Genomic DNA, 25,498 nt, shown 5'->3' with positions numbered 1-25,498 from the left:
GGGTTCCCAGGTCTTCCCCTCAAGCTGATGCATCCGGAACTGGACATGACCCTTCTCGAGCCAAGTCAGAAGAAGACGGCCTTTCTGCGTCATGTCATTGGGACGTTGGAGCTGGACCATATCGTGGCCATTCCAAGGCGAATGGAGGTATTTTCGCGCGATCCGATCTATCAGGCTGGCTTTACCCACATTATTACCAGAGCTGTGAATGTGGCAAGTCTGCTCAGCTGTTTCATTTCGTTGCTCAGCCAGAGCGGGGTTGTGATTCTTTGTCGCGCGAGACTATTGGAGAATGAATTTCCACTGGACGGCTTGCAAATCAGGCGTGAAATCGCCTATACCTTGCCTATGGGGTACGGATCCCGTGTGTTGACGATCTTGGAAAGAAAGTCTCGTTCTTAGACTCTCATTGTTCCACGTGGAACAGGGCCTCGCAGGTTGGCTCGGCAGGCCATGAAAGGTGGGTCGTGGCACGCATTATCGCCGTAGCGAATCAAAAAGGAGGGGTTGGAAAAACAACCACTTCAATTAATTTAGCTGCGGCCTTGGCGATCCAGGGCAAGGCCGTATTGTTGATCGATATGGACCCCCAAGGGAATACCACGGGCGGGATCGGAGTCGATCCGACAAGCCTCAAGTACACGGTCTACGATTGTCTCTTGCGAGGGGTCTCCACAAGTGCAGCGATTCAGACGACGGTCATTCAAGGACTCCAAATCTTGCCGGCGAACGCGGACCTGGCCGGAGCCGAAGTTGAACTCGTGCCCCTCCAAGACCGTGAATCGTTGCTCAAAGCGGCGATTCAGGCCATTCCGGTTGCGCCGGAGTTCATCATCGTGGACTGTCCACCGGCGTTGGGGTTGCTGACGATCAACGCCTTGACTGCAGCCTCGTCGGTCTTGGTTCCAGTGCAATGTGAATACTACGCGATGGAGGGGCTCGGTCGGCTGCTCTCCAACGTGGCCCGCATCCAGGAATCACTGAATCCGGTCCTGGCGCTGGAAGGCATCCTCCTGACAATGTTCGATTCACGGAACAGTCTGGCGCGCCAGGTATCCGAAGAGATTCGGTCGCACTTCAAGGAGAAAGTCTACCGCACGGTCATTCCTCGCAACGTGACGCTCGCGGAAGCCCCCAGCTACGGCAAGCCGGTCATGCTGTACAACTCAGCTTCCGCCGGCGCCCAAGCCTATCTCGATCTAGCCAAGGAGTTGCTCAATCATGGAAAAGCGAGCCCTCGGTAAGGGACTGGATGCCTTGCTGCCGACCGGAGGGGCGAAGCCGCCTGGAGCAGGGGGTGAGTCGCAACAGGTTCCCATCGAGCAGATCATCCCGAACCGGTACCAACCGAGGACCGAGTTTCACGAAGCCGAACTGGCCCAGTTATCCGATTCCCTGAAGCAGCATGGCATTCTCCAGCCACTTGTAGTCCGCCGCAAAGGTGACGGGTTCTTTGAGTTGATCGCCGGGGAGCGCCGCTTGCGCGCGGCCAAGCTGGCTGGCTTGCGCCATGTGCCGGTGACGATTCGGAACAGTACCGATGAACAGGCCCTGGTCCTGGCCCTTCTGGAAAACCTTCAACGGGAGGACCTCAATCCGATGGAGGCGGCGCGGGCCTACCAGCGTATGGCCAAGGAGTTCGGATTTACCCAAGATGCGATTGCCCATCAGATAGGGAAAGACAGGTCATCGGTGGCAAACATTGCCAGACTTGTAAATTTACCCAATGAAATTAAGAGCTTAGTAGAGTCTGGCAAGATCTCGACAGGCCATGCGAAGGTCTTACTCGGTTGCTCAAAGGCGGAAGCCCAACTCAAGCTGGCGCGTCACATTGTGTCGGCTGAGTTGTCCGTCCGCCAGGCCGAGCGGCTGGCCACCAGCCAGCCTCGATCGGCTAAGCCCAAGCAGGGCCGTGCAGTTAGAGCCTATCCGGATGTGGAAGAACGGCTCCAGCGACGCCTGGGAACCAGGGTGAGCATCGTCAAGGGGCGCAGCGGGGGCCAGATACAGATCGATTATTTCACGCCGGCTGAGCTGGACCGTCTGGTCGAACTGCTGCTCGGATAGATGCGCCGCGTCGGCCTGTAAGAAAATCGGATTTTCTTGCCTTCCGTCTGACCATTCAGTATGCTCAGACCTTCCGCTGCGGGGGAGGATTTCTGTCGTAAGCCGTAGGGGGATGGTTTTCAGGAGGAGGTTTTTAAGGATGGCGTTGTGGAAGAAGGACAAAGTCGAGGACAAAATTATCGGTGCCACCAGCGAGGAAGGGGGGGGTATGGCTAATCAGGAGACGGTAGTTCCGAGCGTGGAAAAAGATGAAAATGTCATTGCCTTTGTCGGCAAAGGCGTGGAGTTCAAGGGCATCATCAGCTACAACGGCACGGTTCGCATTGACGGCGTGCTGGACGGAGAAATTCATACAGAAGGAACCCTGTTGGTCGGCGAAGAAGCCGTGCTCACCGCCAAGGTCAGCGCGGGCACGGTTGTGAGCAAAGGCAAGATCACCGGGGACATCATTGCCAAGGAGAAAATCCGGCTCCTGGCCCCGGCAGTGCTCAACGGGTCGGTCAAGACGCCGATGCTCTCCATGGAGGAGGGGGTCCTCTTCAACGGCAGCATCGAGATGTCGCGTGCGGAGGTCCACGACCTGCAGCGTGAAGCCGGGCTGCGGGCCGTCAATGCGCCGGTCAGCAACATCAAGCGGGTAACAGGCTAGGTAGGGCCGGCGCCGCCGCCTTTGTCAATGGAGGCGGCATGCCGCAGGCAGAATCTGTGAGGGCGTCCGCAGGAGAAGTCAGCGCCCCTGCAAGGATTGCCACCGGAGGCTAAGCCTATGTGGAACCGCAACGGTCAAAAGAAAACGCCGATCATCGAAGACGAGAACTTCACCTTCCTCGGAAAGGGGGTGGATTTCAAGGGCGTGGTCCATTTCGACGGCACCGTCAGGATTGACGGCCGCCTCGAAGGGGAAATTCACACCAAGGGTACTCTCATCATCGGGGAGCACGCCGTCATCAAGGGGATTATCACCACGGGCACCCTCGTGAGCGGCGGGAAGCTTCAAGCGAACATCACCGCCATCGAAAAAGTACAGCTCCTGAAGACCGCCATCCTGATCGGCGACGTCCGCTCACCATCCTTCTCGATGGAAGAAGGGGGGCGTTTCCAGGGCATGTGCGACATGGGCGTGGACATGTGGGTGGATCAAGAACGTCCGGACCATGAAAACGTGCATGACCTCGCCGCTCACCGCGGGAAGGTGCGTCTCCAAGATATCCAGCCATGATTGGTCCGACCGTGCTGCTGGGCATGAGCGGCGGCGTGGACAGCTCGGTCGCCGCCGCCTTGCTGGTCGAGCAGGGGTATCGCGTCCAGGGCGTCACGCTCCAAGTCTGGGAGCACGAGGACGAGTCGGTCGCCGCCTCCAAGCGCTGGGAGGAGCGAGGCTGCTGTAAGGTCGGCTTGGCGCGCTTCGTGGCGCAGCGCCTCGGCATCCCCCATGAGGTCGTCGACACCCGCAACGTCTTTCGCGCCGGCGTGATCGATGACTTTCTCTCCGGCTACCTCGCCGGCACCACCCCCAATCCCTGCGTCCGCTGCAACGAACGCGTGAAGTTGCGGTCCTTGCTGCGTCTCGCCCAAGAACGGCGGGTAGACTTTGTCGCCACGGGCCATTACGCCAGAGTCGTGGAGCGACAGGGCCGGCTCGGCCTGCACCGCGCCTGCGATGTCCGGAAGGACCAAAGCTATTTTCTCTACCGGCTCGACCCCGCCTGGCTTGCCAAACTCCTGTTCCCCGTCGGATCCATGCAGAAGGCCGAGGTCTGGGCCAGGGCCGAGTCCCTGGGGCTGCCGGCGGATGAATTGAAGGAGAGCCAGGAGATCTGCTTCATCTCTCACGGAGACTATCGGACCTTCATCAAGTCCGAGGCGCCGGAGTCGAAGCGGCGGGGGAACTTTGTCGATCCTGCAGGCCATGTCCTTGGACAGCACGACGGCGTCGCCTACTACACACCGGGCCAGCGCCGCGGCTTAGGTATCGCCACGGGCCAGCGCCTCTATGTCCAGCGCGTCGAGGCGGCCACGCAGACGGTGGTGCTCGGACCGGAAGAGGAATTGTTTCGGTCGGACTGTTTAATCGGGGAGGTGAACCTGTTCGACGACGCCCTCCGGACCTGTTCGACGGAGGCGCAAGTCAAAATCCGGTACGCCACGCCTGCGGCCCCGGCGACGGTGAGTCCCGATCAAAACGATATGATGACCATCCGGTTTGCCGCGCCACAGCGCGCTCTCAGCCCCGGCCAGTCCGCCGTGTTCTATGACGGCGACCGCGTCTTGGGCGGCGGCATCATTCAGTAAATTCACCCCATTATCGTTCTTGACACCGCCCCGCGCCGGATGCTAGTCTGGCGCGTTTTTCTCGTGCCCACCCGCACGAAAAATATCCCAGTTCATCGCGGACTTCGCCGGAAACAGCTGTGGTTAAAAGCTCGGTCGCACGCCGTTACGCCAGAGCCTTGTTCGAGCTCCTCGATCCCGGAAGCGTGGCGCCCATGAGGGCCGGCCTGACGGATCTCGGGGAGACCTACTCGACATCGCCCCAACTCAAGCACGTACTCGTGTCCCCGGCCTTCGGGGTCGAACAGAAGCAGGCGGTCCTGGCCGCGCTCGGCCGGAAAGTCGGATGCCCGCCGGTCGTGGACGGGTTCCTCGCCCAGCTCGTCAAGAAAAACCGCGTCGGCTGTCTCCCGGAAATCGCCGACGCCTTCGCCTTCCTGGCGGATCAAGCCAAAGGCACTCAACAAGTCACGGTCTGCTCCGTCAAGGCCCTGGACCAGGCGGAGCAGGACAGGTTGCGCCGGCAGTTGTGCGACCTGCTCAAGCATGACGTGGACTTGACGTTCCAGACGGATCCAACCCTGCTCGCCGGCCTGCAGATCAGGATCGGCAGCACGGTCGTGGACAGCACGCTGCGGAGTCGGCTCGCCGCCATGCAGAGCCGCCTGAGCAGAGCGTAGCGTAAAGAGGAGCATTCCATGCAGATCAAAGCCGACGAAATCAGCTCGATCATCAAAGAGAAAATCAAAGGCTTCGACAAGCAGGTCGACGTCAACGAGATGGGGTCCGTCATCCAGGTCGGCGACGGCATCGCCAAGGTCTATGGCCTGGACGGTGCCATGGCCGGCGAGATGTTGGAGTTTCCCGGCGGACTCTACGGAATCGCGCTGAATCTCGAAGAGGACAACGTCGGCGCCGTGTTGATGGGCGACGATGTGGGCGTTAAGGAAGGCGATCCGGTCAAGCGGACGGGCCGTATTGCGGAAATTCCCGTGGGCGAGGCCCTCATCGGCCGTGTGGTCAACGCCATCGGGCAGCCGATTGACGGAAAGGGCCCGATCAAGTCCACGCAGACGTCCCGCATCGAGGTCGTCGCGCCGGGCGTGATCACCAGACAGTCGGTCCGTGAACCGCTGCAGACGGGCATCAAGGCCATCGACGCCATGATCCCTATCGGCCGCGGGCAGCGCGAATTGATCATCGGCGACCGCCAGACCGGGAAGACCGCGATCGCCGTGGACACGATCATCAACCAAAAGGGTCTCGGCGTCTTCTGTATCTACGTCGCCATCGGCCAGAAGCGCTCGACCGTCGCGCGCGTGGTCAAGACGCTCGAGGAAAACCATGCGATGGAATACAGCATGGTCGTGTCGGCCACGGCCAGCGATGCCGCGCCGATGCAGTTCCTGGCTCCCTTCGCCGGCGCCGCCATCGGCGAGTATTTCCGGGACAACGGCAAGCATGCCCTCATCGTCTATGACGACCTATCCAAGCACGCGGTGGCCTATCGCCAGCTCTCCCTGTTGCTCCGCCGGCCGCCGGGCCGCGAAGCCTACCCGGGCGACGTGTTCTATCTGCACTCCCGGCTGTTGGAGCGGGCGGCCAAGCTCAGCGACAAGCTCGGCGGCGGCAGCCTCACCGCGCTGCCGATCATCGAAACGCAAGCCGGCGACGTCTCGGCCTACATCCCGACCAATGTCATTTCGATCACCGACGGGCAGATCTATCTCGGCAGCGACCTCTTCTATTCGGGCATCCGGCCCGCGATCAACGTCGGTCTTTCGGTGTCCCGCGTCGGCGGGTCCGCGCAGATCAAGACCATGAAGCAGGTGGCCGGCACCCTGCGGCTGGACCTGGCCCAGTACCGTGAAATGGCGGCGTTCGCCCAGTTCGGCAGCGAACTCGACAAGGCCACGCAGATGCAGCTGGCGCGCGGCGTCCGGATGGTGGAGTTGCTCAAGCAGGGGCAATACAAACCCATGCCGGTGGCGGATCAGGTCCTGTCGATCTATGCCGGCGTCAACGGATTCCTCGACGACGTGGCCGTCGAAAAAGTGCGGCAGTTCGAGGAAGACTTGCTCCACTACGTCACGCAACACCATCCGGAGCTCAAAAAAGAAATCGCCAGCATCGGCAAGATCGACGACAAGGTCGGGGGCCGGCTGAAAGAGATCATCACGGCATTCAAGAAGTCGATGGGATACGGCGCCAAGTAAACAAAGAGCTAATGGCCGATAGCCGATAGCAAAAAGCGAAGAAATGCCGAGCCTACAAAGCCTGCGCCGCAAGATCGCGGCGTTTAAAAATACGCAGAAGATCACCAAGGCCATGAAGATGGTGGCCGCGGCGAAGCTCAAGCGCTCGCAGGACCGCATCCTGGCCGCGCGCCCCTATGCGCACAAGATGCGCGGTGTGCTCGGCAATCTCAGCCGGCGCGTGAATCGCGCCGCGCATCCGTTGCTGCAGAAGCGCGACGGCAAGAAGATCGAGGTGCTCGTCATTACGAGCGATCGCGGACTCTGCGGCGGGTTCAACGGCAATATCGTGCGCAAGAGCGCGGAGTTCCTGCGGCAGTGCGAGGCGCGCGGGGTGCAGGTCAATCTCAGCATCGTCGGCCGCAAGGGCCGGGACTACTTCCGCCGCCGCACCTGGCCCATCCGGCAGGAATGGACCGGCATCTTCGACAAGCTCAGCTTCGAACATGCCATCGACATCGGCGGCGACCTGACCGACCACTTCGTCAAGGGCACCTTCGACGAACTCTACGTCGTCTACAACGAATTCAAGTCGGCCATCCAGCAGCGGGTGATCGTGGAAAAACTGTTCCCGGTGGATGCCGAAGCCGAGTTCGGCGCGACGCAGGCGGAAGGCGCGCCGGGCGGCAGTTATCTCTATGAGCCGGACGAAACGGAACTCTTGAACGCGCTGGTCCCGAAGCATTTCCAGATTCAGACGTTCCGCATCCTCCTGGAATCGGCCGCGGCGGAGCATGGCGCGCGCATGGCCGCCATGGACGGCGCGACGCGGAACGCGGGCCAGCTGATCAAGAAAGTGACCCTTTACTACAACAAGACCAGACAGGCGGCGATCACCAAGGAACTGATGGACATCGTCGGCGGCGCCGAAGCGCTGAAATAGCGCAATGGTGAATGTTGAAGTGTGAATTGCAGAGAAAGCCCTTGGTCCCATTCAACATTGAAAATTGAACATTTAAAATTTCACCGAAGGTGAATTGATGAGCACAGGAAAAGTCATCCAAGTCATCGGGCCAGTCGTGGACGTGGAGTTTCCTCCCGGCCAACTGCCGAACATCTACAACGCGCTGAAGGTCGTCCAGGAAGAGAACAAGGCCGCCGGCAAACCGGCCGTCCGGATCACGCTGGAAGTCGCGCAGCACTTGGGTGAGAACCGCGTCCGCGGCGTCGCCATGTCCACGACCGACGGTCTCACGCGCGGGATGGACGTGCAGGACACGGGGGCGCCGATCTCCGTGCCGGTCGGCCGCGAGACGCTGGGCCGCCTCATCAATGTGCTCGGCGAGCCGGTCGACGAGAAAGGCCCGATCAAGACGAAGAAGACCTATCCCATTCACCGGCCCGCGCCGAGTCTCGAAGATCAGGATACGAAAACCGAAGTCCTCGAAACCGGCATCAAGGTGGTGGACCTGCTGGAGCCCTATTCCAAGGGCGGCAAGGTCGGCCTCTTCGGCGGAGCCGGCGTCGGCAAGACCGTCATCATCATGGAGCTGATCAACAACATCGCGCTCCACCACGGAGGATTCTCCGTATTCGCCGGCGTGGGCGAGCGGACGCGCGAAGGCAACGACCTCTGGCACGAGATGCAGGAGTCCAAGGTCATCGATCCCGACGATCACACCAAGTCCAAGGCCGCGCTGGTCTACGGCCAGATGAATGAGCCGCCCGGCGCGCGTCTCCGGGTCGGTCTGACCGGCCTCACGGTGGCCGAATACTTCCGCGACGAAGAGAACCAGGACGTGCTCCTCTTCGTGGACAACATCTTCCGGTTCACGCAGGCGGGATCGGAAGTGTCCGCATTGCTCGGCCGCATGCCCTCGGCGGTCGGCTACCAGCCGAACCTGTCGACGGAAATGGGCGCGCTCCAGGAACGCATCACGTCGACGAAGAAGGGCTCCATCACGTCCGTGCAGGCGATCTACGTGCCCGCCGACGACCTGACCGACCCGGCCCCGGCGACGGCCTTCGCCCACTTGGACGCGACGACCGTCTTGTCCCGGCAGCTGGCCGAGTTGGGCATTTACCCGGCGGTGGACCCGTTGGACTCGACCTCGCGCATTCTCGACCCGCAGGTGATCGGCGAGGAACATTACAAGGTGGCGCGCGGCGTCCAGTCGGTGCTGCAGCGGTATAAGGACTTGCAAGACATCATCGCGATTCTCGGCATGGACGAATTGTCCGAAGACGACAAGATGGCCGTGGCCCGCGCCAGGAAAATTCAGCGGTTCCTCTCGCAGCCCTTCCACGTCGCGGAAGCCTTTACCGGCGCGCCGGGCAAGTACGTGAAGCTCAAGGACACGGTCCGCAGCTTCAAGGAAATCCTGGACGGCAAGTACGACCACCTGCCGGAGCAGGCCTTCTACATGGTCGGGCCGATCGAGGAAGTGATCGCGAAGGCCGAAAAGATGGGAGTGAAAGTTTAGAAGGAGCAGCATTCAGCCGACAGCCTTCAGCTCTCAGTCCCAAGCTGACTGCTGATAGCTGACCGCTGAGAGCCCACGATTATGGCAGGCAAACTACTACTCGAAGTCGTGACGCCGGACAAGCTGCTGTTGAGCCAGCAGGTGGACGAAGTCATTGCACCGGGCGCGGAGGGCGAGTTCGGCGTGCTGCCCGGCCACTGTCATTTCCTCTCCACCTTGAGCATTGGGGAGCTCCGCTATCGCGTCGGCGACCAGACCCACCACATGGCGGTCCTCTGGGGCTATGCCGAAGTGACGCCGACCAGGGTCACGGTCATGGCGGAGATCGCGGAGAAGGCCGAGGACATCGACGTCGAGCGGGCCGCAGCCAAGGTGGCGGAAGCCGAGACTCGTCTGAAAGTCGGCGGCCTGCCGTCCGAAGTCAAAGAAGCCCAGATCAGCCTCGAAAAGGCCCGCCTCCGCAAGAAGATCGCCGAACGCGCGCATCGCAGATAGTTCCCGTTCCCTGTCCTGCTCCCCCATACTCTTCAATTAAATTAAGAGCGGCTGGGCTGACAAATGACGGCCGTTCGTCGTATCGCCTCGATGCGGCCATATCCCATGGCTTCTGGCGACTTACTGTTGTCGCAGCACCTTATCGGACCATCGGAACGGTGCTGCGTTAGTCGTACTACCTCCGATATCAAGGACCCCGCAGAGGCCGAACCGCTCCCTGCCCATCCGTTCCAGCCGAGAAAAAAGAGCCGGCCGGGACTTGTCCCGACCGGCTCCATGACCGAGCTCTACGTGAGCGAAAGGAGGAAGGTCAGTATTGGCTGGAGATATAGGCAGCCCCGGCTTTTAGAGCCTGACGCCACTCACCTTCGAGCTTGGCATTGCATTGCGGATCGCATTCCTTGACCGCTTTGATGAGACTCTCGATCCAGAACTGATAGAGCGATGGGTCGATGTTCATGCGCGTGCGGCTGTGGCTCTGGCCGATGCGATCCAGCCCTTGGGTCCCGATTTTGTTTCCCTCGGTGTGCATCACCATCATGGCCAATCCGGACCGAAGCGCCATCTTTTGCTTGGAAAAGTCGGTGTTCCTGAACAGGGGCGCGATAGCGGGATGACTGGCCAGGAAGATTTCGTAGAAACGATCGAGGAACTTGGAGTTGACGCAACAACGGCTGAAACTCTCTTTCACGGAGCTCTGCGTAAGAACAGACATGTCTTCTGTCTCCTTCTGAAAGTGAATGGTGAAAAAATGCGAGCCCGGCCTGAACCCGCGGTCCCTAACCGACACGCTGCCATTGAGACCTCCCGTCCTGTCGGCTGGACGAGAGACATAGGCCGAGATTCGCGTACCATGCAGAAGGTGACGGTTCCTTTATCGGAGGCGAACGGGAAAACCTTAACCCTTTGCATAGAAAGATTTGGTTCAGCCTGGGCGAACGGCGGAAGAGGCTGGGCTGACGAACGGCCATCCATTCCAGCCCAGCCGAGCCAAAGGAAAAGTGGTGTACATTGTAACTTGCAGAGGCAGGAAGTACCGTGATGAAGCACCACTTTTCGCAGGTGGTCCAACCGGAGGAAAAACTCATCGTGACCGACCAGATCCGCTTCGACGACGGGGCTGGCTACGAACGATACATGGGGAAGTGGAGCCAGCTTGCCGGTGAAACGTTCCTCGACTGGCTGGCTCCGGCATCGGGTTTGCGATGGCTCGACGTCGGCTGCGGCAACGGTGCCTTTACCGACATGCTCGTTGAGCGGTGTGCGCCGGTTTCAGTACAGGGGATAGACCCATCCGAGGCGCAGCTCGCCTTTGCTCGCACGCGACCCGCGTCGCGTGTCGCACAGTTTCGTCAGGGCGATGCCATGGCACAGCCCTTCTCCGACGACACGTTCGATGCGGCGGTCATGCCGCTGGTGATTTTCTTCGTTCCCGATCCGGCTAGGGGCGTTGCCGAAATGGCGCGAGTGGTCCGCCCTGGCGGCGCCGTCGCAGCCTATGCGTGGGACATGCCTGGCGGCGGGTCTCCTTACGAGGCGTTGCAGGCTGAAATGCGCGGGATGGGCATTGCGGTTCCGGTACCGCCGAGCCCCAGCGCGTCTCGAATGGACGCCCTGCGGGACTTGTGGACCGGCACGGGTCTGGATGCCGTCGAAACACGGGAGATCACCGTGCAACGGACGTTCGCCGATTTCGACGACTACTGGACGACGATCCTCCTGGGGCCGAGCGTCGGCCCAAAGCTTGCCGCGATGGCATCCGAAGATATTGCGCGTCTCAAAGCACGGATGCGCGCGCGCCTGCCGGCCGATGCCGCCGGCCGTATCACCTATAGTGCGCGGGCGAACGCGGTCAAGGGTTGCGTGCCGAAGTAATTGCAAAGGCGAATCTCCGGGAGTTTGTCGGGGAAGAAGTCCATGAGACACAGGCGCATCATCGTCACGCACTACGGCGGGCCCGACGCGCTTCGGGTGGTTGAAGAAGAGCGCCCCGAGCCGAAGGAGGGTGAAGCGCGGGTGCGAGTGCTGGCCGCAGGTGTCTCCCTACCCGACCTGCTGATGCGCGAGGGCGTTCATCCCGAGACACCCCCGCTGCCCTTCACGCCTGGGTGGGATCTGATTGGTGTGGTGGATCGGCTTGGCGCCGGTACCTCTGGAATCGAACCGGGCCAGATGGTGGCCGCGCTGCCGATCAGCGGCGCGTACGCGGAGTTCGTCTGCCTGCCGCAACGCGAACTGGTTCCGGTGCCACCCGGGTTGGACGCCGCCGAGGCCGTCAGCCTCGTGCTGAACTACGTCACGGCCTACCAGATGCTGCATCGTTCGGCTCACGTCAGACCGGGCCAGCGCGTGCTGATCCACGGCGCGGCAGGCGGGGTCGGCTCGGCGCTCTTGCAGCTTGGGCGCCTCGCCGGGCTGGAGATGTACGGAACCTGTTCATTGCGGGGAGCGTCGGCCGTGTCCGACCTGGGCGGCATCCCGATCGATTACGAGCATCAGGACTTCGTCAAAGAAGTTCACCGCCTCACGCCCGAGGGCGTCGACGTGGTCTTTGACAGCATCGGTGGCACCCATATCTGGCGTTCCCGCAAGGCGCTCCGTCCCGGCGGGAGGGTCGTGGCCTATGGCCTGACTGGCTCGCTGCGCGGGGGACGATTGGCTTCAGGTCATTCAGGTGGTCGTCATCGCTTTCGCGCCATCGCCATCTTCGGGTTGTACATTGCCGGCGGCTGGCTTCTCCCGGGCCGGAAACGGGTCGTCCCCTACAGCATCCAGTGGCTGAAGCGGCTGAGACCGGCCTTATTTCGACAGGATGTGATCGCCTTGTTCGACCTTCTGCAGCAGCACAAGATCAAGCCGCTGATCGCTCAGCGATTGCCTCTTGCCGAGGCGAGACAGGCGCACGAGTTACTCGGGAAGGGAGGCGTGACAGGCAAGATCGTGCTCGTGCTCAACGGGTCATCGCGGGAGTCGGGATCGGCGTAACGACGGCATGCGGCGAACGGCGCCTGCGCCGCCGCTGACCCCGATCGGTGGCATCCAACCGGAACCTCGATCACGATCCCATCTGGCACGTCGTTCAATGGAGGCATCATGCCGGCAGAGTCGAACTCAATGAACGAACTTGAAGGCGTGGTGCCGCTCGCAGAGCTGGTCCAGTATCAGCCGGGCGCCGTTGTCAGCCGGACCATCGTCAAGAAGCCTGTTGGTACGGTGACGGCCTTTGCCTTCGATCAAGGCGAGGGGCTCAGCGAGCATACGGCACCATTTGACGCTCTGGTGATTCTGATCGAGGGAGAGGCAGAGATCTCCATCGCCGGGGCTCCGCATCGTGTTTCCGCCGGCCAGCTCTTGCGACTTCCGGCCGGTCGGCCTCATGCCCTCAAAGCGGTGACGCGGTTCAAGATGCTCCTGGTCATGGTCAAGGCATAGGCCTACTACTTCACCAAGGAGATTGGCCGTGCTGGAACTTCGCCCGACTTGCGAACATTGCAACAAACCTCTGCCGCCGACGCGGGCCTCAGGTCCGCTTACTCCAGCGGAAAGCTGATCAGCACCCCGCCCATCACGTCGTTGATCTTGAAGTCCTGCTTCGTGCTGCGCGGGTGCGCGTTGTGGCAGCCGATGCAGGCCTGCGCGAAGGCCCGGTCCGCATAGATGGCCTGGAAATATCGATTTCCGCCGAGCGTGATCACGCCGGTATGGGGACGTTCCGGGTGCGCCCGCACCGCTTCCAGACCCTGCTTCTCGAATTCCGTCACCGCCGCATTCTGCGGATTGATCGGCCAGAGCCCGATGAGCCGGTATTGAATCCTGGCCCCCGTGATGGCGGCCAGTTCGCCGGACTCCTTGAGAAACTGGGCCGGCAGCGGCAGCGTGTGCGACACTCGCCAGTTTTCTGAGGCCGTCGCCACGCCTTTGGCCTGCATGCGCTCGACAACGTGCAGGGTGTAGAAAATCCGGTCGGCCTCGATCACTGCGTGGACATAGTCGGCCACGGTCTCGGGTGCGATCTTAATCGAAGCCCCTGAGTCCTTCTCCGCGGACCAGAGGGGTCCGCTCCACAGCGCCGACGCCAGAGTCAGCACCGCCATCAACACACGCTGGGTTGCCATGATTGCCCTCCCCTGTGCGGCCGGCCTCCGATCGCGCCGTGATGGGCGCGGCATATCCTTCTTGAATCATACGCCCATTCCTGAGAGCAAGAAAGGTTGGCGCAGGCGGAGGGCCGATGCGGAATCAGATGCTGAACGGGGTGGAGCGACAAGAACCCCGGCGCGGGGCCGGTCGTCGGAGACGGGCGTTCAACCGTTATCCTGAAGGGGCTTTCCCAGCAGGTCGCGCACCTTGCCCAAGAGCGCTTCCCGCGAAAAGGGAATCTGCAAGATGCGGCATCCAGTAGCTTCCATCTCGCGGAGAAGCTGGTCGTCCACATAGTCCAACATGAAGATCCTCTGTAGGTGGGGGTGAAAGTGGGCCAGCCGAGCGGCCAAGGCCGGTCCGCTCATGCAGGGTGTGATGTCATCGGTTATCAGCAGATGGATCGGCCCCGCATACTGCTCGCTCAGCGCCAACGCCTTCGGCCCGTCCTCCGCCTCCAAGACCCGGTAGCCGGCTCCGGTCAGGAATTCACGGATCACGTCGCGCACTTGCAGGTCTTCCTCGACCAGCAGAATGGTTCCGGTAGGGAGGGGATTGTCGGCTCTATCCATAGGTGGTCGTGAAACCCGTCATGTTCCGCAACAACCGGGCCGTGAGAAGTTGTCGAGAGAGATCATAGGATAACGAGAAAGAAAGAGGCGCAACAGGTCAGATCGTCTGATTGTGAGGTCAGGGTTTGTCTGACAGGCGGATCTGATGGATCAAGCGGACACCGGGCGGCGGGTGCACTGCCGGTGCCTCCACGCCGGGTGCTGGCCCTAGCTTACCAACCGGTTTAGAATCGCGTACCGGATCAGCTCGGCGGTGGTGGTCAGGCGGAGTTTTTTCAGGATGCGCGTGCGATGCGTGCTGACGGTCTTGACGCTGAGGGCCAGCTGGCGCCCCACGTCCGTCACCGTCTTGCCGGAGGCCAGCAGCCGGAATACTTCATCCTCGCGGTTCGACAGCGTCTGATGGAGCGGCCGATCCTGCGGCGACATCACCTCGGCCGCGAGGGCTTCGGCCAACGAGGGGGTGAGGTACCGTCCGCCGCCGACAATTTTCCTGATCGCCTTCACGAGTTCGTCCGGCGCGGCCTCCTTGTTCAGATAGCCGGCGGCCCCGGCCTTGAGCGTGCGAATTCCGAACTGCTCCTCCGCATGAATGGTCAGCACCAGCACCGGCAGCTTCGGCCGCTCCTCCCGGAGTTCGTGCAGCACTTCCAAGCCGCTTCGGCCCGGCAGCGTGATGTCCATCACCACGAGGTCGCACGCTTGCTTGCGGATCGCGTCGAGCAGCCCCTGCGCGGTCGCGGCTTCGCAGCACACCTGCATGTCCGGCTCGGCGGACAGGATCTCGCGGATGCCCCGTCTGACGACGGCATGGTCGTCGAGAATCGCGACCTGGATCATGTCGGTCTCCTCATCGGAATCCGAACCATAATCTGTGTGCCACGGCCGGACCGGCTCTGACACGAAACCGCCCCGTCCAGCAGCCGGGCCCGTTCCTTGATGCCGGTGAGCCCGAATGCCGTCGGCTTGGTCGTCTCGGTTTCATCGAAGCCCCTTCCGTCATCGGCGATCGTCAACTGCAGGGCCTCCGCGGTCCCGGCCAGTTCGATGTGGACCTGCGTGGCGTGCGCGTGCCGGGCCACGTTGGTCAAGGCTTCCTGTGCGATGCGGAAGAGCGCCGTCTGGGCGTCGGCCTCGATCGTGTCCGGCGGCGCCACGCAGGTGAAGCGGCAGGCGATGCCATGCCGTTTCTGGAAATCCCGCGTCAGCCACTCCAGGGCGCCGGACAGGTCGGAATGGTCCAGCACGGGCGGCCGCAGTTCCAGGACCAGCCGGCGGATGTCCCGCACGGAGGCGTCGATGAGGTTCTGCATCTCGTGGGCTTTGTTCAGCAGGTGCGACCGTTCATCGGTGGTGGGCTTCGCCGCCAGTCCCTTGGACAGTTGGGCTAAGTCCATTTTGAGGCCGGTCAGGGTCTGCCCCAGCTCGTCGTGCAGCTCCCGCGCGATCCGTATCCGCTCCTGCTCGCGGACGGTTTCCAAGTGGGCGGCCAGTGCCTGGAGCTGTGCGTGGGAGCGGCGGCGCTGTTCCTCCGCCTGCTTCCGTTCTGAAATATCTTGGAATGTCACGACCGCCCCGCCCAGCGAGCCGTCCGCCAGGCGAATCGGGCTGGTCACATATTCCGCCGTGAAGTTGGTCCCATCCTTCCGCCAAAATACGTCCGAGTCGGATCGCTGCCCTGCGCCGGTCCTGATCGTTGCGACGATCGGACAGGCCTGTTCCGCGTACGGCGTGCCATCGGCCAGGGAGTGATGCACAAGCCGGTGCATCGGTTGACCCATCAGGTCCTCCACCTGCCAGCCGGTCATTCGGGCCGCCGCCTGGTTCACGAAGGTCACCCGGCCCTCGGTGTCGAGTCCGTAGATGCCTTCGCCCGCCGCCTGCAGAATCGTCTCGTGCTGCAATTGCAACTGCACCAGCCCCGCCTCGGCCTGCTTGCGCAGGGTGATATCCTCCACGACGGCAATGTGATAATCCGGCTGGTCGCCCGGCGCCCACATGGGCGACACCGTGAGCGTGACCCAGACGATCGAACCGTCCGGACGCACGTAGCGTTTGTCCATGGTGAAGGTATGGATGTCTCCCGCCACCAGCCGCGCCATGTTGTCCAGATCCTCTTGCAAGTCTGCGGCGTGCGTGAGGTCCATAAAGGTGGACGCGGTCATCTGCTCCGCGCTCAAGCCGACAATCTCGCAGTAGCGTTGATTGACCTGGACGAAACGCCCGGTGGCGGTATCAATCTGCGCGACTCCGACAGCGGCCTGCTCGAAAATCACGCGGAAGCGCGCGTCCTTCTCCCGCAGTCTGTCCTCGGCCCGTTTGTAGAGGAGACAACTGCCCGCCATGAGCCAGAGCATGGCGATGCCCAGCGTGCGATTGAAGATCGCCGCCTGAGCGTTGCCTCCTCCCTTTAAGGGCGAGTTGACGTGTCCCAACAGAATCAGAAGGGTGCAGAGGCCCGCCAGTGCCGGCGCGGCCCAGCGGGCCGGCAGGGCCAGCGTGAGCAACAGGGCCGGCAGGTAGAGCAGCCAGGGCACGTACCCCAGCGGAGTCGTGAGATCCCAGAGGAATCCCGCCAGGAGCAGTCCGGCTATGCTGCCCGACGTCGCGAGGGGCACCCCGGGTAGTTGCAAGAAACGTGGAAGCATCGACCCCGCCTCACAGCGAAGGTATTGGAACAGCGCCGCTCGCAACGCACGAAACGGCTTGTCGTGACCCCGTGGGGACGGATGGCGAAAGGTTCCGGACGATATGCGTATATCCTACGGCCTGTCCTCCCCGGCGCGCAAGGCCCTCGACTCGTTATGCCCCGGCCAGCTCGCTGGCTCATTGCACCCGTCTTGCGGATCGGCAGGCCGATTGAGTAGTCTTGGCCGATGCACACCGAACTGATTATCACGGCCGGCGAAACCCCCAAACGCCTGGATGTGTTTCTGACCCACCGGCAGCCGGACCTTTCCCGATCGGCCATCCAGCGGTTCATTGAAAAGGGAAGGATCCTGGTGAACGGCCTCCCGGCCAAACCGAGCTTGAAGATCAAGCCGGGCGACCGGATCACGATGGACACGCCCAAGGCCGAGCCGCTGACGTTGCACGGTGAGCCGATCCCGCTGGACATCCTTCACGAAGACGATGCCCTGGTCGTCTTGAACAAACCGGTCGGGCTGGTGGTGCATCCGGCTCCCGGCCATTGGTCGGGCACCCTGGTCAATGCGCTGCTCCATCATTTTGAGCGGCCGGGCGGATCGCTCTCGACCATCGGCGGCAAGGAGCGGCCGGGCTTGGTTCACCGGCTGGACAAGGAGACCTCCGGCGTGATGGTGGTGGCCAAGACCGACCAGGCGCATCGGTCGCTGGCCGGGCAGTTCAAGCACCACAGCATCACGCGGGCCTATGAAGCCCTGGCCTGGGGCGCGATCAAGAAACAGGAAGGCGTGATCGAGCTGGCGATCGGACGGGACACGAAGGAGCGGAAGAAGTTTTCCGCCCGCACCAGCAACCCGAAAGCCTCCGCCACCGGCTACAAGGTACTGTCCCGGCTCGGCAAGCTGGCGACCCGCGTGGAGTTGCGTCCGCGCACCGGCCGTACCCATCAAATCCGGGTGCATCTCACGGCGCTCGGGCATCCGGTGCTGGGCGACCCCACCTATGGCGGCAGCAAGGTGAAGACGCTGGAAGGCGTCATGATTCCTCGCGTGATGCTCCATGCGCGAACGCTGGGATTTACGCATCCCCTCAGCGGCGAGTATCGGGAATTCTCAGCTCCGGCACCGGCGGATTTCGAAGCGGTCTTTGAGGCGCTTCGAGCCGTTGCCTCCCGGAAATAAACGGCCTCGCACGAGCTGCTTGACACCTTGGCCACAGCAGAGTATTTCTCAGCCACTCGAAAGGCTCCATCATGACAACCGGCATGACCACCGGCGAGGTGCTTGAAATTTTCGGCAGTCTGGTGTCGGCGCTGAAGGCCTACTGCGCCAAGTTGCCGACGGTGGTGCATCTCTCGATGATTCCCGGCGGGGTCAAGCCGACTCCGGAGGCGATCGAGGCGTACGAGCAGACCGTCTACCGTTTTCGAGCGCAGAGCACGCCGACGCCGTTTCGCAAACTGACGGATCTGTTCATCGAGTCACTGGAGGCATTCGAAGCGGGCAAGGTGCTGGCGGCGGTCCAACCGTTGCTCGCGGTCTTGGACCATCTGGAGCGGATGCAGCGGGACAAGGAAATCCAGGTTGCGGCGGCCGAGGAAAAACGCTTCGGCGACTACCGCCAGGCGCTCTATAAAATCATGCCGGGGAACCAGCCCGAATTGGAAGGCGCGGGGAAGGGGCTGTTGTGAGTGGACAGTTTACAGTGTTCAGTTCTCAGTCAGGAAGCCTTCGGAGAGCATTAGCGTCGTGGCGACTATTGCTTCTGGCCGACTGGTCAATCACTGATCACTGACAACTGTGAACTGAAAACCTGAAATTAGTGGCCCATCTTGGGGCCGGCTGCATTGGCCCCCCGCGACACGAGCGTGACCCGGACCAGTTGTTTGCAATGGGGGCAGGTGGTGCGCACGGTATTTTCGTCCAGGTACTCGATCCGGCCTTCTTGGACCCACATGAGCAGGCTGCATCGGGGACAAGCTTTGACGAGTTGGGCCATCTTCACCCTCAACGACGGTGGACGCGAAGGGCCCTACTGTAATACAAGGGAGCCCTCTGGCTCAAGCCCATGTTGACCTTCTCGGAGCGAAAGGACTTCGATCCGGCGCAGTTGGTGCGGCTCTATGCCCAGGCTCCTTGGGCGGCCGGGCGGACGGCGGACGATGCGCGGGACATGCTGGCGCATTCGGACCTGGTCCTCTCGGTCTGGGACGGTTCCAAACTGGTCGGCTTCGGCCGTGTGCTCACCGACTATGTCTACCGCGCGTCGATCTGGGATGTGATCGTGGACCAGGATTATCAGGGCCAGGACATCGGCACCCAGATCATGCAGCGCATTCTGCAGCATCCCGACCTGAAGCGCGTGGAGCTGTTCTGGCTCTGCACCCGCGACAAGCAGGCCTTCTACGAAAAGCTGGGCTTCACCGCCAAGGAACAGACCGGCATGGTCTGGTCCCGGTCCCGCCAGGCCCGCCAGGAATAACCGGCCGTTGAACAGGGTCTCCGAGGAAGGTTCGGTGGCTAGCCGGTCACGGCGCGCTTGATGGCGTTGAACAAAGCCGCCGAGATGGCCGAGGCCAGCTCGGCCGGCTTGGCCCCGTTGGTCTCTTTGCCGATGTTCTGGAGATGGATGTCGGGCATCCCGACGGTTGCGCCTCTCTCCCCCAACGGGCCGGCGTTCAACCAAAGGCGCGTGTGTCCGTTGGACAGGCGGAACTCCCTGACCAGGATACGCCGGCTTCCGGCCTGAGCCGGCGTGGCTTCAGGCGTGGCTTTTTCGGAAGCGGCAAAGGCCTGCACATGGTCGCGAATTTTGTTGATATTGCTGCCGCCGAACATTCCCTCAACGGTGACTTCCGGACTCGTCACGGTGATCTCGGTCACCACGAGCGGGTTTGAGAAGATGGACAAAGGCGCCACACAGACCCGTGCCTGTCCGATGGAGATGGTTCTGGGGGCACGATAGCCTGGCGGGTTGCCGATGACCAACCCGTTGACGGTCGCGCAGCCGGAGAGGAGCGAGATCGTGACGGCTTCCACGGAGACGGGGGTCTTGGTGACTTGCGGCCCGATCCGTTCGATGCCCGCTTTGATCAGCGAACCGAGCCACAGGTACAGCGTGACCAGCCCCGTGAGGCCGAGCAGGCACAGGGCCGCAAGGACGATGACCCAGGTCCGTTTCATGCCATCGTATCGATCACGGTTTGGCCGGGGGAGCGGACGGCTGGGCCGGCTGATCCTGAGCCAAGGCGGCGGCCCGATCCCGCTCGTCCAGTTGCTTTGAGACCAGCCGGATGATCTCCGTGGCGGTCGCTGCGTCCTTCAAAAAGAACCCGCGGCTGGCCACGATGCGCATCCGGGTGACCTGGGGGCTCAGCCGTTCGAGGTCGATCTCGATTTCCAGCGTTTCGGACAGGTTGCCGGCCTTGGCCATGAGGTCCACCCCGGAGGTATTGCGCGACTCCCACCGGATGGGAAACTCCATGGATTGCAGAGTCGTCCTGGTAGCCTCGGCGACCTGGTCGAGCGGGGCGGTGAAGGTCTTGTAGGCGATGCTGTCCATGGTATAGGCGACGCCGGACCCGGTTGCGGTGCCGGCCCCTGCCCCGAGCACCAGCGAGCTGGTGCCGACACAGCCGGTCAGCAGACAGAGGGATAACAAAAGCCAGAGCGACGTTGTGGGGATGAACCGTCGCCTCTGCCCCGGGATGATAAGGGCCCAGTCGATCATGGGCTCATGGTAGGGATTTCCCCCGGCCTATGCAAGCCTGTCCGGACGGTTCAACCGGCGGGCACGTTCTCGGGCGGCAGGAGCTGATGTTCCTGCAAGTGTTTGGCGATCGCCGGCAGTGCGCGCCAAAAGATCAGGGCCGCGATCAGCGTCAGGACTCCGCCCGCCGCGGCCGTGGCCTGGGCGCCAAAATAGTTGGCGCTGGAGCCGGCCAGCAGACTGCCGAAGATCGTGCAGCCCAACGACGCCGTCGTATACAGGCTGACCACCCGCCCGCGCATGCCTTCTGGCGCCAGGCTTTGCAGCATCGTGTTGGTGCCGGCCAGGCTGCTGACCATGCTGAACCCGACGACCACCAGGATCAGCATGGAGAGCCACAGGGTCTGGCTCAGGGCCAGGGCCAGCAGGCCCGATCCGAACAGGGTCACGGCCTTGGCGATGGAGGTCTTGAGCCCCAGCAAGGTACTGCGTCTGGCCAGCCGGAGCGCCGCGGTCAGGGCACCGACCCCGGTCGCGGCCATCAAGAGTCCCAGCCCGTTGGGCCCGGTGTCCAGCACCTCGGCGGCGAACACAGGCAGGAGCGTCGTATAGGGCATGGCGGCGACGCTCAACACCAGGGCCAGGAGCAGCAAAGCGCGGGCATGCGGGGTCCGCCAGGCATAGCCGAAGGCTTCGCGGAGCAGCCCGAGCGACCCGGCGGTCGCGCCCGGCTGCGGCGGAGGAAGGCGCATGGCCGCCAGGCAGCCGAGGATCACGAGGAAGCTGGCCGTATTGATCAGAAAGCAGATCCCTTCGCCGACCTGGCTGACCAGCAGCCCGGCGATCGAGGGGCCGATGACGCGCGCCGAATTGAACATGGACGAGTTCAAGCCGATGGCCGAGGGCATGTCGGCGCGCGGCACCAGGTCGGTCATGAAGGTCTGCCGCACCGGTGTTTCCAGCGCGTAGACCAGTCCTTGGAGAAAGGCCAGCCCCATGATCCAGCCGACCGTGACGGTCCCGCTGAGGGTGAGCGCCGCCAGCGTGCCGGCCAGGACCATGAGCAGCATCTGGGCGATGACCATCAGGCGGTAACGGGGCCAGCGGTCCGCCGCGAGTCCGGCGAACACGCCGAGGAACAAGATCGGTGCTCGGTTCAGAAACTCCACGAGCCCCAGCAGAAAGGGGGAATGGGTCAGCCGCCAGACCAGCCAGGCCTGGGCCAGGCTTTGCATCCAGGTGCCGCAAACGGAGATGCCGTGTCCGGCCAGGAACAGGGCGAAGTTGCGGTGGGAGAGGGCGCGCCAGGGCGACCCGTGGGAATGGAGTTGACTCACAGGCACCGCACCGTTTGCGTCGCTCCTCGTGCAGGATGGTGAACGAGCCCCTGTTCTCTTATCGGAAACGCAGCGGGAAAAGCAACGAGGACAGGAGTTCATGGATTCAAACCAGTCCTTGCGGTATGCTGCCGTTGCATGGAGGAATGTAATGATCGAGATTCAACCGACTCGTGACCCGAAAACCGGCGAGGAAGTCCTGGTCTCTTCCCTGACCGGCCAGACGCTCGAGGAGCAGCCGTTCCTGAACAAGGGCCTGGCCTTTACGTTCGAAGAGCGGCGCGAGCTGGGGCTGCAAGGGCTGCTGCCGCCCCATGAAGAAACGCTGGAGGTCCAGTTGGAGCGGGCCTATCAGGCCTACCAGCAAAAGGTCACCGACCTGGAGCGGCATATCTTTCTGCGGGCGCTGCAGGATGAGAACGAAACGCTCTTTTACGCCCTGTTGCTGGGACACGTCGCCGAGATGATGCCTATCGTGTACACCCCCGTCGTCGGCACCGCCTGCCAGCAATTCAGTCACATCTACCGGCGGCCGCGCGGCTTGTTTATATCGGTTCCCGAACAGACGGACATCGAACGCATCCTCGACAACCGGCCCTATCGGGACGTGGACGTGATCGTGGTGACCGACGGGGAGCGGATTCTCGGCCTGGGCGATCAGGGGGCCGGCGGCATGGGTATTCCCATCGGCAAGCTGTCGCTCTATACCCTGTGCGGCGGCATCCATCCGGCCCGGACGCTGCCTATCATTCTGGACGCGGGGACGAACAACGCCGAGGCGTTGCGCGATCCCTTGTATGTGGGGTGGCGCCACGAACGGGTGCGCGGGCAGGAGTATGACGAGTTCGTGGACGCCTTCGTCCAGGCGGTGAAACGCAAGCTCCCCAACGTCCTGTTGCAATGGGAAGACTTCGCCCAGGCGAACGCCGGCCGCATGCTGGACCGGTACCGGGACCAGCTCTGCACCTTCAACGACGATATCCAGGGAACCGCGTCGGTCACGACCGGGACCTTGCTGGCGGCCGTCAAAGTCACCGGCTCCCCGCTCCGTGACCAGCGCGTGGTGACGTTCGGCGCCGGATCGGCCGGCTGCGGGATCAGTGAGCAGATCTGCGCGGCCATGGTCAGGGAAGGGCTGTCGGAGGCGGAGGCCCGTTCCCGGTTCTGGTTGATCGACCGGCCGGGCCTCTTGCGCGAAGGGCTCACGGGCCTGCTCCCCTTCCAGCAGAAATTCGTCCAGCCCCGCGCGGCTTGGTCCGGCTGGACCTTGGCGCAGGCCGGGCAGGTCGGTTTTGTGGATGTCGTCAAGAACGTGAAGCCCACCATCCTGATCGGAGTGTCCGGCGTTCCCGGCGCCTTCACCCAGGGCGTCGTGCGCGAGATGGCCCGCGGCGTCCCGCGTCCGATCATCTTCCCGCTCTCGAACCCGACCTCGCGCTGCGAAGCGACTCCGGCGGACCTGCTCGCCTGGACTGAGGGCCGGGCGTTGGTGGCGACCGGCAGTCCTTTCGCCGATATCGCCTACAAGGGCCGGACGATCCCCGTCACCCAATGCAACAACAGCTATATCTTTCCCGGCCTGGGCCTCGGCATCCTGGCCGCCAAGGCGCGCCGGGTGACGGACGGCATGTTTATGGCCGCGTCGCTTGCGCTGGCGGAGGGCTCGCCGGCCCTGACGAAGCCGGATGCGCCGCTGCTGCCGTCGTTGGAAGACATCCGCAAGGTGTCGCGGCGCATCGCGCTGGCGGTCGCCGCCGAGGCCCAGAAGGCCGGCGTGGCCGAGCGGACGTCGGCAGATGAAATCGCCCGGCTCGTGGAGCAGCGCATGTGGGTGCCGCGCTATGCCCGGTTGACAAAACGATCGGCCTAGGATGCACGTCAATCGGTTTGCGGCTTGCAACTTGGATGAGGTGAGGAAATGGAATTAAGCGCAGCGCGAAACGGTGCGGAGTTGCTGGTGCAGTCGCTCGAGGCGCAGGGCGTCGAGTACATCTTCGGCGTGCCCGGCGGGGCGGTGCTGCCGATCCTGGATGTGTTGGCGGACCATGGGCCGACATTCATCGTCTGCCGCCACGAGACCGGCGCCGCCTTCATGGCCCAGGCCTGGGGGCGGGTGACGGGCAAACCGGGCGTGGTCCTGACCACCTCCGGACCCGGGTTGATCAACGCGGTCTGCGGCGTGTCCACCGCGACGGAGGACCGGGACCCGCTGGTCATCATCACCGGGCAGGTGCCGCGCGGGATGCGGTTCAAGCAGAGTCACATGAACGTGGATACGGTCAACCTCTTCGCGCCGATCACGAAATGGAGTGTTGAAGCGGAAGAGCCCGACAGCATTCCGGAGATCGTCGCGAACGCCTTCCGGATCGCCGCCCGTCCGCGCCCCGGTGCCGTCCACATCTCGATGCCGGTGGACGTGTCCAAGTCGGCCGTCACCGCCAAGCCGATCCCCGCCGTTGAGTCTCCGAGTCCGGGCGCCGCGGCAGCCGAGGCTTTGGAGCGGGCGGCGGCGCTCCTGAGTACGGCCACATTCCCGGTGATCCTCCTGGGCGTCGGCGCCAGTCGTTCCTCGGCGGCGGCTGCCGTCCGCCGCTTGATTCGCAAGCACCCCCTGCCGGTGATCGGCACCTTCGAGGCGGCCGGGGTCGTGCCGCGCGAGTTGGTGGATCGGTTTGTCGGACGTGTCGGCTATGTCCGTAACCAGCCCGGGGACCTCGTCCTCCAGAAGGCCGATGTTATTCTCACCATCGGCTACGACACGGTGGAATATGATCCCACGGCCTGGAACGTTTCGGGCCGGGCGCAGATCATTCACCTGGATGAAATCCCCTGTACCGTGGACCGGGCCTATCGGCCCTCGGTGGAATTGCCGGGAAACATCGCCCGCAACCTGGATGGCCTATCAGAACGGCTGCGTCTCTCCGCGGCAGGCGAATGGGCCGAAGTGGCGGCTGCGCGAAAGGTTCTACTGGACGAGCAGGCGAAGGGCGCGACGCTGTCCGGCACGCCGATTCATCCTCTCCGCTTCATCCACGATCTCCGGCAGACGATCGGGGACGACGTGACCGTCACCTGCGACACGGGCGCGCATGAGATCTGGATGGCGCGCTACTTTTTCAGCTACGAGCCCCGCCGGGTTCTGTTCAGCATGGGCCATCAGACCATGGGTGTGGCGCTCCCCTGGGCGATCGGTACGGCCCTGGCCAGGCCGGGACAGAAGGTGGTGTCCGTTTCTGGCGACGGGTCTTTCCTGATGACCTGCATGGAACTGGAGACGGCGGTCCGGTTGAAATTGCCCATCGTGCACGTCATCTGGAAGGACGGAGGCTACAATCTGATCCAGACGCTGCAGAGACGGGACTATGGCCGGATCTTCGGCGCGACCTTCGGCGACCCGGACTTCGTCACGCTGGGCGAGGCCTTCGGCGCCGCCTCGTTCCGGATCGGCGCCGCCGACCAGATTGCGCCCATGTTGAAGAAGGCGTTGGCCTGCGAAGGGCCGGCGCTGATCGAGATGCCGATCGATTACCGGGATAATGCGCAGTTGGTGCAGACGATGGATGCCTCGGCCATGCATTGACCCC

The 25,498-nt window shown here is 62.8% G+C and carries 28 protein-coding genes; 19 read left to right on the top strand and 9 right to left on the bottom strand.

Features of this window, described 5'->3' with window-relative positions:
* The 11 genes from EPO61_05065 to EPO61_05015 form a co-directional block, all read left to right on the top strand.
* A partial coding sequence (locus EPO61_05065) for a hypothetical protein (GenBank protein ID TAJ10086.1) occupies positions 1 to 402 on the top strand: 402 nt, incomplete at its 5' end.
* 65 nt (positions 403 to 467) lie between these two features.
* Complete coding sequence (locus EPO61_05060) at positions 468 to 1,244, top strand: ParA family protein (protein ID TAJ10085.1); 777 nt, start codon at positions 468 to 470, stop codon at positions 1,242 to 1,244.
* Positions 1,222 to 2,067, top strand: coding sequence for a ParB/RepB/Spo0J family partition protein (locus EPO61_05055; protein ID TAJ10084.1), 846 nt, complete (start codon positions 1,222 to 1,224; stop codon positions 2,065 to 2,067). The genes EPO61_05060 and EPO61_05055 overlap by 23 nt, the downstream gene beginning before the upstream one ends.
* 208 nt (positions 2,068 to 2,275) lie before the next feature.
* Positions 2,276 to 2,716, top strand: coding sequence for a polymer-forming cytoskeletal protein (locus EPO61_05050; protein ID TAJ10101.1), 441 nt, complete (start codon positions 2,276 to 2,278; stop codon positions 2,714 to 2,716).
* 117 nt (positions 2,717 to 2,833) lie between these two features.
* A complete protein-coding gene (locus tag EPO61_05045; protein ID TAJ10083.1) occupies positions 2,834 to 3,286 on the top strand; it encodes a polymer-forming cytoskeletal family protein in 453 nt (150 codons plus the stop codon).
* Positions 3,283 to 4,359 carry a tRNA 2-thiouridine(34) synthase MnmA gene (mnmA, locus tag EPO61_05040; GenBank protein TAJ10082.1) on the top strand — a complete coding sequence of 359 codons (1,077 nt, stop codon included), beginning with the start codon at positions 3,283 to 3,285 and terminating at the stop codon, positions 4,357 to 4,359. Before EPO61_05045 ends, mnmA begins: the two co-directional genes overlap by 4 nt.
* A gap of 47 nt (positions 4,360 to 4,406) precedes the next feature.
* The gene (gene atpH, locus EPO61_05035; protein ID TAJ10081.1) at positions 4,407 to 5,018 is read left to right on the top strand and encodes an ATP synthase F1 subunit delta; all 612 of its coding nucleotides are present in this window, start codon (positions 4,407 to 4,409) and stop codon (positions 5,016 to 5,018) included.
* Positions 5,019 to 5,036: 18 nt separating this feature from the next.
* Positions 5,037 to 6,554, top strand: a complete 1,518-nt coding sequence (locus EPO61_05030) for a F0F1 ATP synthase subunit alpha (protein TAJ10080.1) — start codon at positions 5,037 to 5,039, stop codon at positions 6,552 to 6,554.
* Between the two features lie 43 nt (positions 6,555 to 6,597).
* Entirely contained in the window at positions 6,598 to 7,476 is an 879-nt protein-coding gene (atpG, locus tag EPO61_05025) for an ATP synthase F1 subunit gamma (protein ID TAJ10079.1), read from the top strand.
* 97 nt (positions 7,477 to 7,573) lie between these two features.
* On the top strand, positions 7,574 to 9,016 hold the full coding sequence (gene atpD / locus EPO61_05020; GenBank protein TAJ10078.1) for a F0F1 ATP synthase subunit beta: 1,443 nt from the start codon (positions 7,574 to 7,576) through the stop codon (positions 9,014 to 9,016).
* A gap of 81 nt (positions 9,017 to 9,097) precedes the next feature.
* A complete protein-coding gene (locus EPO61_05015; GenBank protein ID TAJ10077.1) occupies positions 9,098 to 9,511 on the top strand; it encodes a F0F1 ATP synthase subunit epsilon in 414 nt (137 codons plus the stop codon).
* Between the two features lie 310 nt (positions 9,512 to 9,821).
* Here the strand turns inward: EPO61_05015 and EPO61_05010 are convergent, their stop codons facing one another.
* The gene (locus EPO61_05010) at positions 9,822 to 10,226 is read right to left on the bottom strand and encodes a globin (GenBank protein ID TAJ10076.1); all 405 of its coding nucleotides are present in this window, start codon (positions 10,224 to 10,226) and stop codon (positions 9,822 to 9,824) included.
* Positions 10,227 to 10,597: 371 nt separating this feature from the next.
* Here EPO61_05010 and EPO61_05005 point away from each other — a divergent pair, with 371 nt between their 5' ends.
* The 3 genes from EPO61_05005 (at position 10,598) to EPO61_04995 (ending at position 12,943) form a co-directional block, all read left to right on the top strand.
* Positions 10,598 to 11,386: an SAM-dependent methyltransferase gene (locus EPO61_05005; protein TAJ10100.1), complete on the top strand. Its 789-nt coding sequence runs from the start codon at positions 10,598 to 10,600 to the stop codon at positions 11,384 to 11,386.
* 42 nt (positions 11,387 to 11,428) lie between these two features.
* Positions 11,429 to 12,496, top strand: a complete 1,068-nt coding sequence (locus EPO61_05000; GenBank protein TAJ10075.1) for an alcohol dehydrogenase — start codon at positions 11,429 to 11,431, stop codon at positions 12,494 to 12,496.
* A gap of 129 nt (positions 12,497 to 12,625) precedes the next feature.
* Positions 12,626 to 12,943, top strand: a complete 318-nt coding sequence (locus EPO61_04995) for a cupin domain-containing protein (GenBank protein ID TAJ10099.1) — start codon at positions 12,626 to 12,628, stop codon at positions 12,941 to 12,943.
* Between the two features lie 98 nt (positions 12,944 to 13,041).
* Here EPO61_04995 and EPO61_04990 read toward each other — a convergent pair whose 3' ends face one another.
* The 4 genes from EPO61_04990 to EPO61_04975 form a co-directional block, all read right to left on the bottom strand.
* A complete protein-coding gene (locus tag EPO61_04990) occupies positions 13,042 to 13,626 on the bottom strand; it encodes a DUF3365 domain-containing protein (GenBank protein ID TAJ10074.1) in 585 nt (194 codons plus the stop codon).
* Positions 13,627 to 13,815: 189 nt separating this feature from the next.
* The gene (locus EPO61_04985) at positions 13,816 to 14,223 is read right to left on the bottom strand and encodes a response regulator (protein TAJ10073.1); all 408 of its coding nucleotides are present in this window, start codon (positions 14,221 to 14,223) and stop codon (positions 13,816 to 13,818) included.
* 207 nt (positions 14,224 to 14,430) lie between these two features.
* Positions 14,431 to 15,063 (bottom strand): response regulator transcription factor, encoded by a 633-nt coding sequence (locus EPO61_04980; GenBank protein TAJ10072.1) that lies wholly within the window; start codon positions 15,061 to 15,063, stop codon positions 14,431 to 14,433.
* Positions 15,060 to 16,871, bottom strand: coding sequence for a PAS domain S-box protein (locus EPO61_04975; GenBank protein TAJ10071.1), 1,812 nt, complete (start codon positions 16,869 to 16,871; stop codon positions 15,060 to 15,062). Before EPO61_04975 ends, EPO61_04980 begins: the two co-directional genes overlap by 4 nt.
* 228 nt (positions 16,872 to 17,099) lie before the next feature.
* Here EPO61_04975 and EPO61_04970 point away from each other — a divergent pair, with 228 nt between their 5' ends.
* Positions 17,100 to 18,050: an RluA family pseudouridine synthase gene (locus EPO61_04970; GenBank protein TAJ10070.1), complete on the top strand. Its 951-nt coding sequence runs from the start codon at positions 17,100 to 17,102 to the stop codon at positions 18,048 to 18,050.
* Between the two features lie 71 nt (positions 18,051 to 18,121).
* Positions 18,122 to 18,559: a hypothetical protein gene (locus tag EPO61_04965; GenBank protein ID TAJ10069.1), complete on the top strand. Its 438-nt coding sequence runs from the start codon at positions 18,122 to 18,124 to the stop codon at positions 18,557 to 18,559.
* 128 nt (positions 18,560 to 18,687) lie between these two features.
* Here the strand turns inward: EPO61_04965 and EPO61_04960 are convergent, their stop codons facing one another.
* Entirely contained in the window at positions 18,688 to 18,867 is a 180-nt protein-coding gene (locus tag EPO61_04960; protein ID TAJ10068.1) for a hypothetical protein, read from the bottom strand.
* Positions 18,868 to 18,936: 69 nt separating this feature from the next.
* Here EPO61_04960 and EPO61_04955 point away from each other — a divergent pair, with 69 nt between their 5' ends.
* The gene (locus tag EPO61_04955) at positions 18,937 to 19,350 is read left to right on the top strand and encodes an N-acetyltransferase (protein TAJ10067.1); all 414 of its coding nucleotides are present in this window, start codon (positions 18,937 to 18,939) and stop codon (positions 19,348 to 19,350) included.
* A 38-nt stretch (positions 19,351 to 19,388) separates the two neighbouring features.
* Here the strand turns inward: EPO61_04955 and EPO61_04950 are convergent, their stop codons facing one another.
* From EPO61_04950 to EPO61_04940, 3 genes are read right to left on the bottom strand one after another with little or no spacing between them, the layout of a single operon-like run.
* Complete coding sequence (locus tag EPO61_04950) at positions 19,389 to 20,051, bottom strand: hypothetical protein (GenBank protein ID TAJ10066.1); 663 nt, start codon at positions 20,049 to 20,051, stop codon at positions 19,389 to 19,391.
* Positions 20,052 to 20,064: 13 nt separating this feature from the next.
* The gene (locus tag EPO61_04945; protein TAJ10065.1) at positions 20,065 to 20,598 is read right to left on the bottom strand and encodes a DUF3568 family protein; all 534 of its coding nucleotides are present in this window, start codon (positions 20,596 to 20,598) and stop codon (positions 20,065 to 20,067) included.
* Between the two features lie 50 nt (positions 20,599 to 20,648).
* Positions 20,649 to 22,016, bottom strand: a complete 1,368-nt coding sequence (locus EPO61_04940) for an MFS transporter (GenBank protein TAJ10064.1) — start codon at positions 22,014 to 22,016, stop codon at positions 20,649 to 20,651.
* Positions 22,017 to 22,065: 49 nt separating this feature from the next.
* On the opposite strand from EPO61_04940, the gene EPO61_04935 reads away from it, so the two are divergent.
* Together EPO61_04935 and alsS are read left to right on the top strand one after the other, a co-directional pair.
* On the top strand, positions 22,066 to 23,784 hold the full coding sequence (locus EPO61_04935) for an NAD-dependent malic enzyme (GenBank protein ID TAJ10063.1): 1,719 nt from the start codon (positions 22,066 to 22,068) through the stop codon (positions 23,782 to 23,784).
* Between the two features lie 48 nt (positions 23,785 to 23,832).
* Positions 23,833 to 25,494: an acetolactate synthase AlsS gene (gene alsS / locus EPO61_04930; GenBank protein TAJ10062.1), complete on the top strand. Its 1,662-nt coding sequence runs from the start codon at positions 23,833 to 23,835 to the stop codon at positions 25,492 to 25,494.
* Positions 25,495 to 25,498 lie beyond the last annotated feature (4 nt).

The organism is Nitrospirota bacterium (assembly GCA_004296885.1).
In the GTDB taxonomy this organism is placed as follows: domain Bacteria; phylum Nitrospirota; class Nitrospiria; order Nitrospirales; family Nitrospiraceae; genus SYGV01.
The sequence above is the reverse complement of the archived record's forward strand: the minus strand, read 5'-3'. Positions and strand labels throughout refer to the sequence as shown.

What these genes read in the sequence shown, in the direction of transcription:
- EPO61_04975 (TAJ10071.1), bottom strand. Translation starts at nt 16,871, where the DNA reads ATGCTTCCACGTTTCTTGCAACTACCCGGGGTGCCCCTCGCGACGTCG.
- EPO61_04935 (TAJ10063.1), top strand. Translation starts at nt 22,066, where the DNA reads ATGATCGAGATTCAACCGACTCGTGACCCGAAAACCGGCGAGGAAGTC.
- EPO61_05030 (TAJ10080.1), top strand. Translation starts at nt 5,037, where the DNA reads ATGCAGATCAAAGCCGACGAAATCAGCTCGATCATCAAAGAGAAAATC.
- EPO61_05000 (TAJ10075.1), top strand. Translation starts at nt 11,429, where the DNA reads ATGAGACACAGGCGCATCATCGTCACGCACTACGGCGGGCCCGACGCG.
- atpD (TAJ10078.1), top strand. Translation starts at nt 7,574, where the DNA reads ATGAGCACAGGAAAAGTCATCCAAGTCATCGGGCCAGTCGTGGACGTG.
- EPO61_04970 (TAJ10070.1), top strand. Translation starts at nt 17,100, where the DNA reads ATGCACACCGAACTGATTATCACGGCCGGCGAAACCCCCAAACGCCTG.
- EPO61_04980 (TAJ10072.1), bottom strand. Translation starts at nt 15,063, where the DNA reads ATGATCCAGGTCGCGATTCTCGACGACCATGCCGTCGTCAGACGGGGC.
- EPO61_05050 (TAJ10101.1), top strand. Translation starts at nt 2,276, where the DNA reads ATGGCTAATCAGGAGACGGTAGTTCCGAGCGTGGAAAAAGATGAAAAT.
- EPO61_04995 (TAJ10099.1), top strand. Translation starts at nt 12,626, where the DNA reads ATGAACGAACTTGAAGGCGTGGTGCCGCTCGCAGAGCTGGTCCAGTAT.
- EPO61_05045 (TAJ10083.1), top strand. Translation starts at nt 2,834, where the DNA reads ATGTGGAACCGCAACGGTCAAAAGAAAACGCCGATCATCGAAGACGAG.
- EPO61_04940 (TAJ10064.1), bottom strand. Translation starts at nt 22,016, where the DNA reads ATGAACTCCTGTCCTCGTTGCTTTTCCCGCTGCGTTTCCGATAAGAGA.
- EPO61_05055 (TAJ10084.1), top strand. Translation starts at nt 1,222, where the DNA reads ATGGAAAAGCGAGCCCTCGGTAAGGGACTGGATGCCTTGCTGCCGACC.
- EPO61_04965 (TAJ10069.1), top strand. Translation starts at nt 18,122, where the DNA reads ATGACAACCGGCATGACCACCGGCGAGGTGCTTGAAATTTTCGGCAGT.
- EPO61_05015 (TAJ10077.1), top strand. Translation starts at nt 9,098, where the DNA reads ATGGCAGGCAAACTACTACTCGAAGTCGTGACGCCGGACAAGCTGCTG.
- EPO61_04945 (TAJ10065.1), bottom strand. Translation starts at nt 20,598, where the DNA reads ATGATCGACTGGGCCCTTATCATCCCGGGGCAGAGGCGACGGTTCATC.
- EPO61_04960 (TAJ10068.1), bottom strand. Translation starts at nt 18,867, where the DNA reads ATGGCCCAACTCGTCAAAGCTTGTCCCCGATGCAGCCTGCTCATGTGG.
- EPO61_04985 (TAJ10073.1), bottom strand. Translation starts at nt 14,223, where the DNA reads ATGGATAGAGCCGACAATCCCCTCCCTACCGGAACCATTCTGCTGGTC.
- mnmA (TAJ10082.1), top strand. Translation starts at nt 3,283, where the DNA reads ATGATTGGTCCGACCGTGCTGCTGGGCATGAGCGGCGGCGTGGACAGC.
- atpG (TAJ10079.1), top strand. Translation starts at nt 6,598, where the DNA reads ATGCCGAGCCTACAAAGCCTGCGCCGCAAGATCGCGGCGTTTAAAAAT.
- EPO61_04990 (TAJ10074.1), bottom strand. Translation starts at nt 13,626, where the DNA reads ATGGCAACCCAGCGTGTGTTGATGGCGGTGCTGACTCTGGCGTCGGCG.
- EPO61_05010 (TAJ10076.1), bottom strand. Translation starts at nt 10,226, where the DNA reads ATGTCTGTTCTTACGCAGAGCTCCGTGAAAGAGAGTTTCAGCCGTTGT.
- EPO61_04955 (TAJ10067.1), top strand. Translation starts at nt 18,937, where the DNA reads ATGTTGACCTTCTCGGAGCGAAAGGACTTCGATCCGGCGCAGTTGGTG.
- EPO61_04950 (TAJ10066.1), bottom strand. Translation starts at nt 20,051, where the DNA reads ATGAAACGGACCTGGGTCATCGTCCTTGCGGCCCTGTGCCTGCTCGGC.
- alsS (TAJ10062.1), top strand. Translation starts at nt 23,833, where the DNA reads ATGGAATTAAGCGCAGCGCGAAACGGTGCGGAGTTGCTGGTGCAGTCG.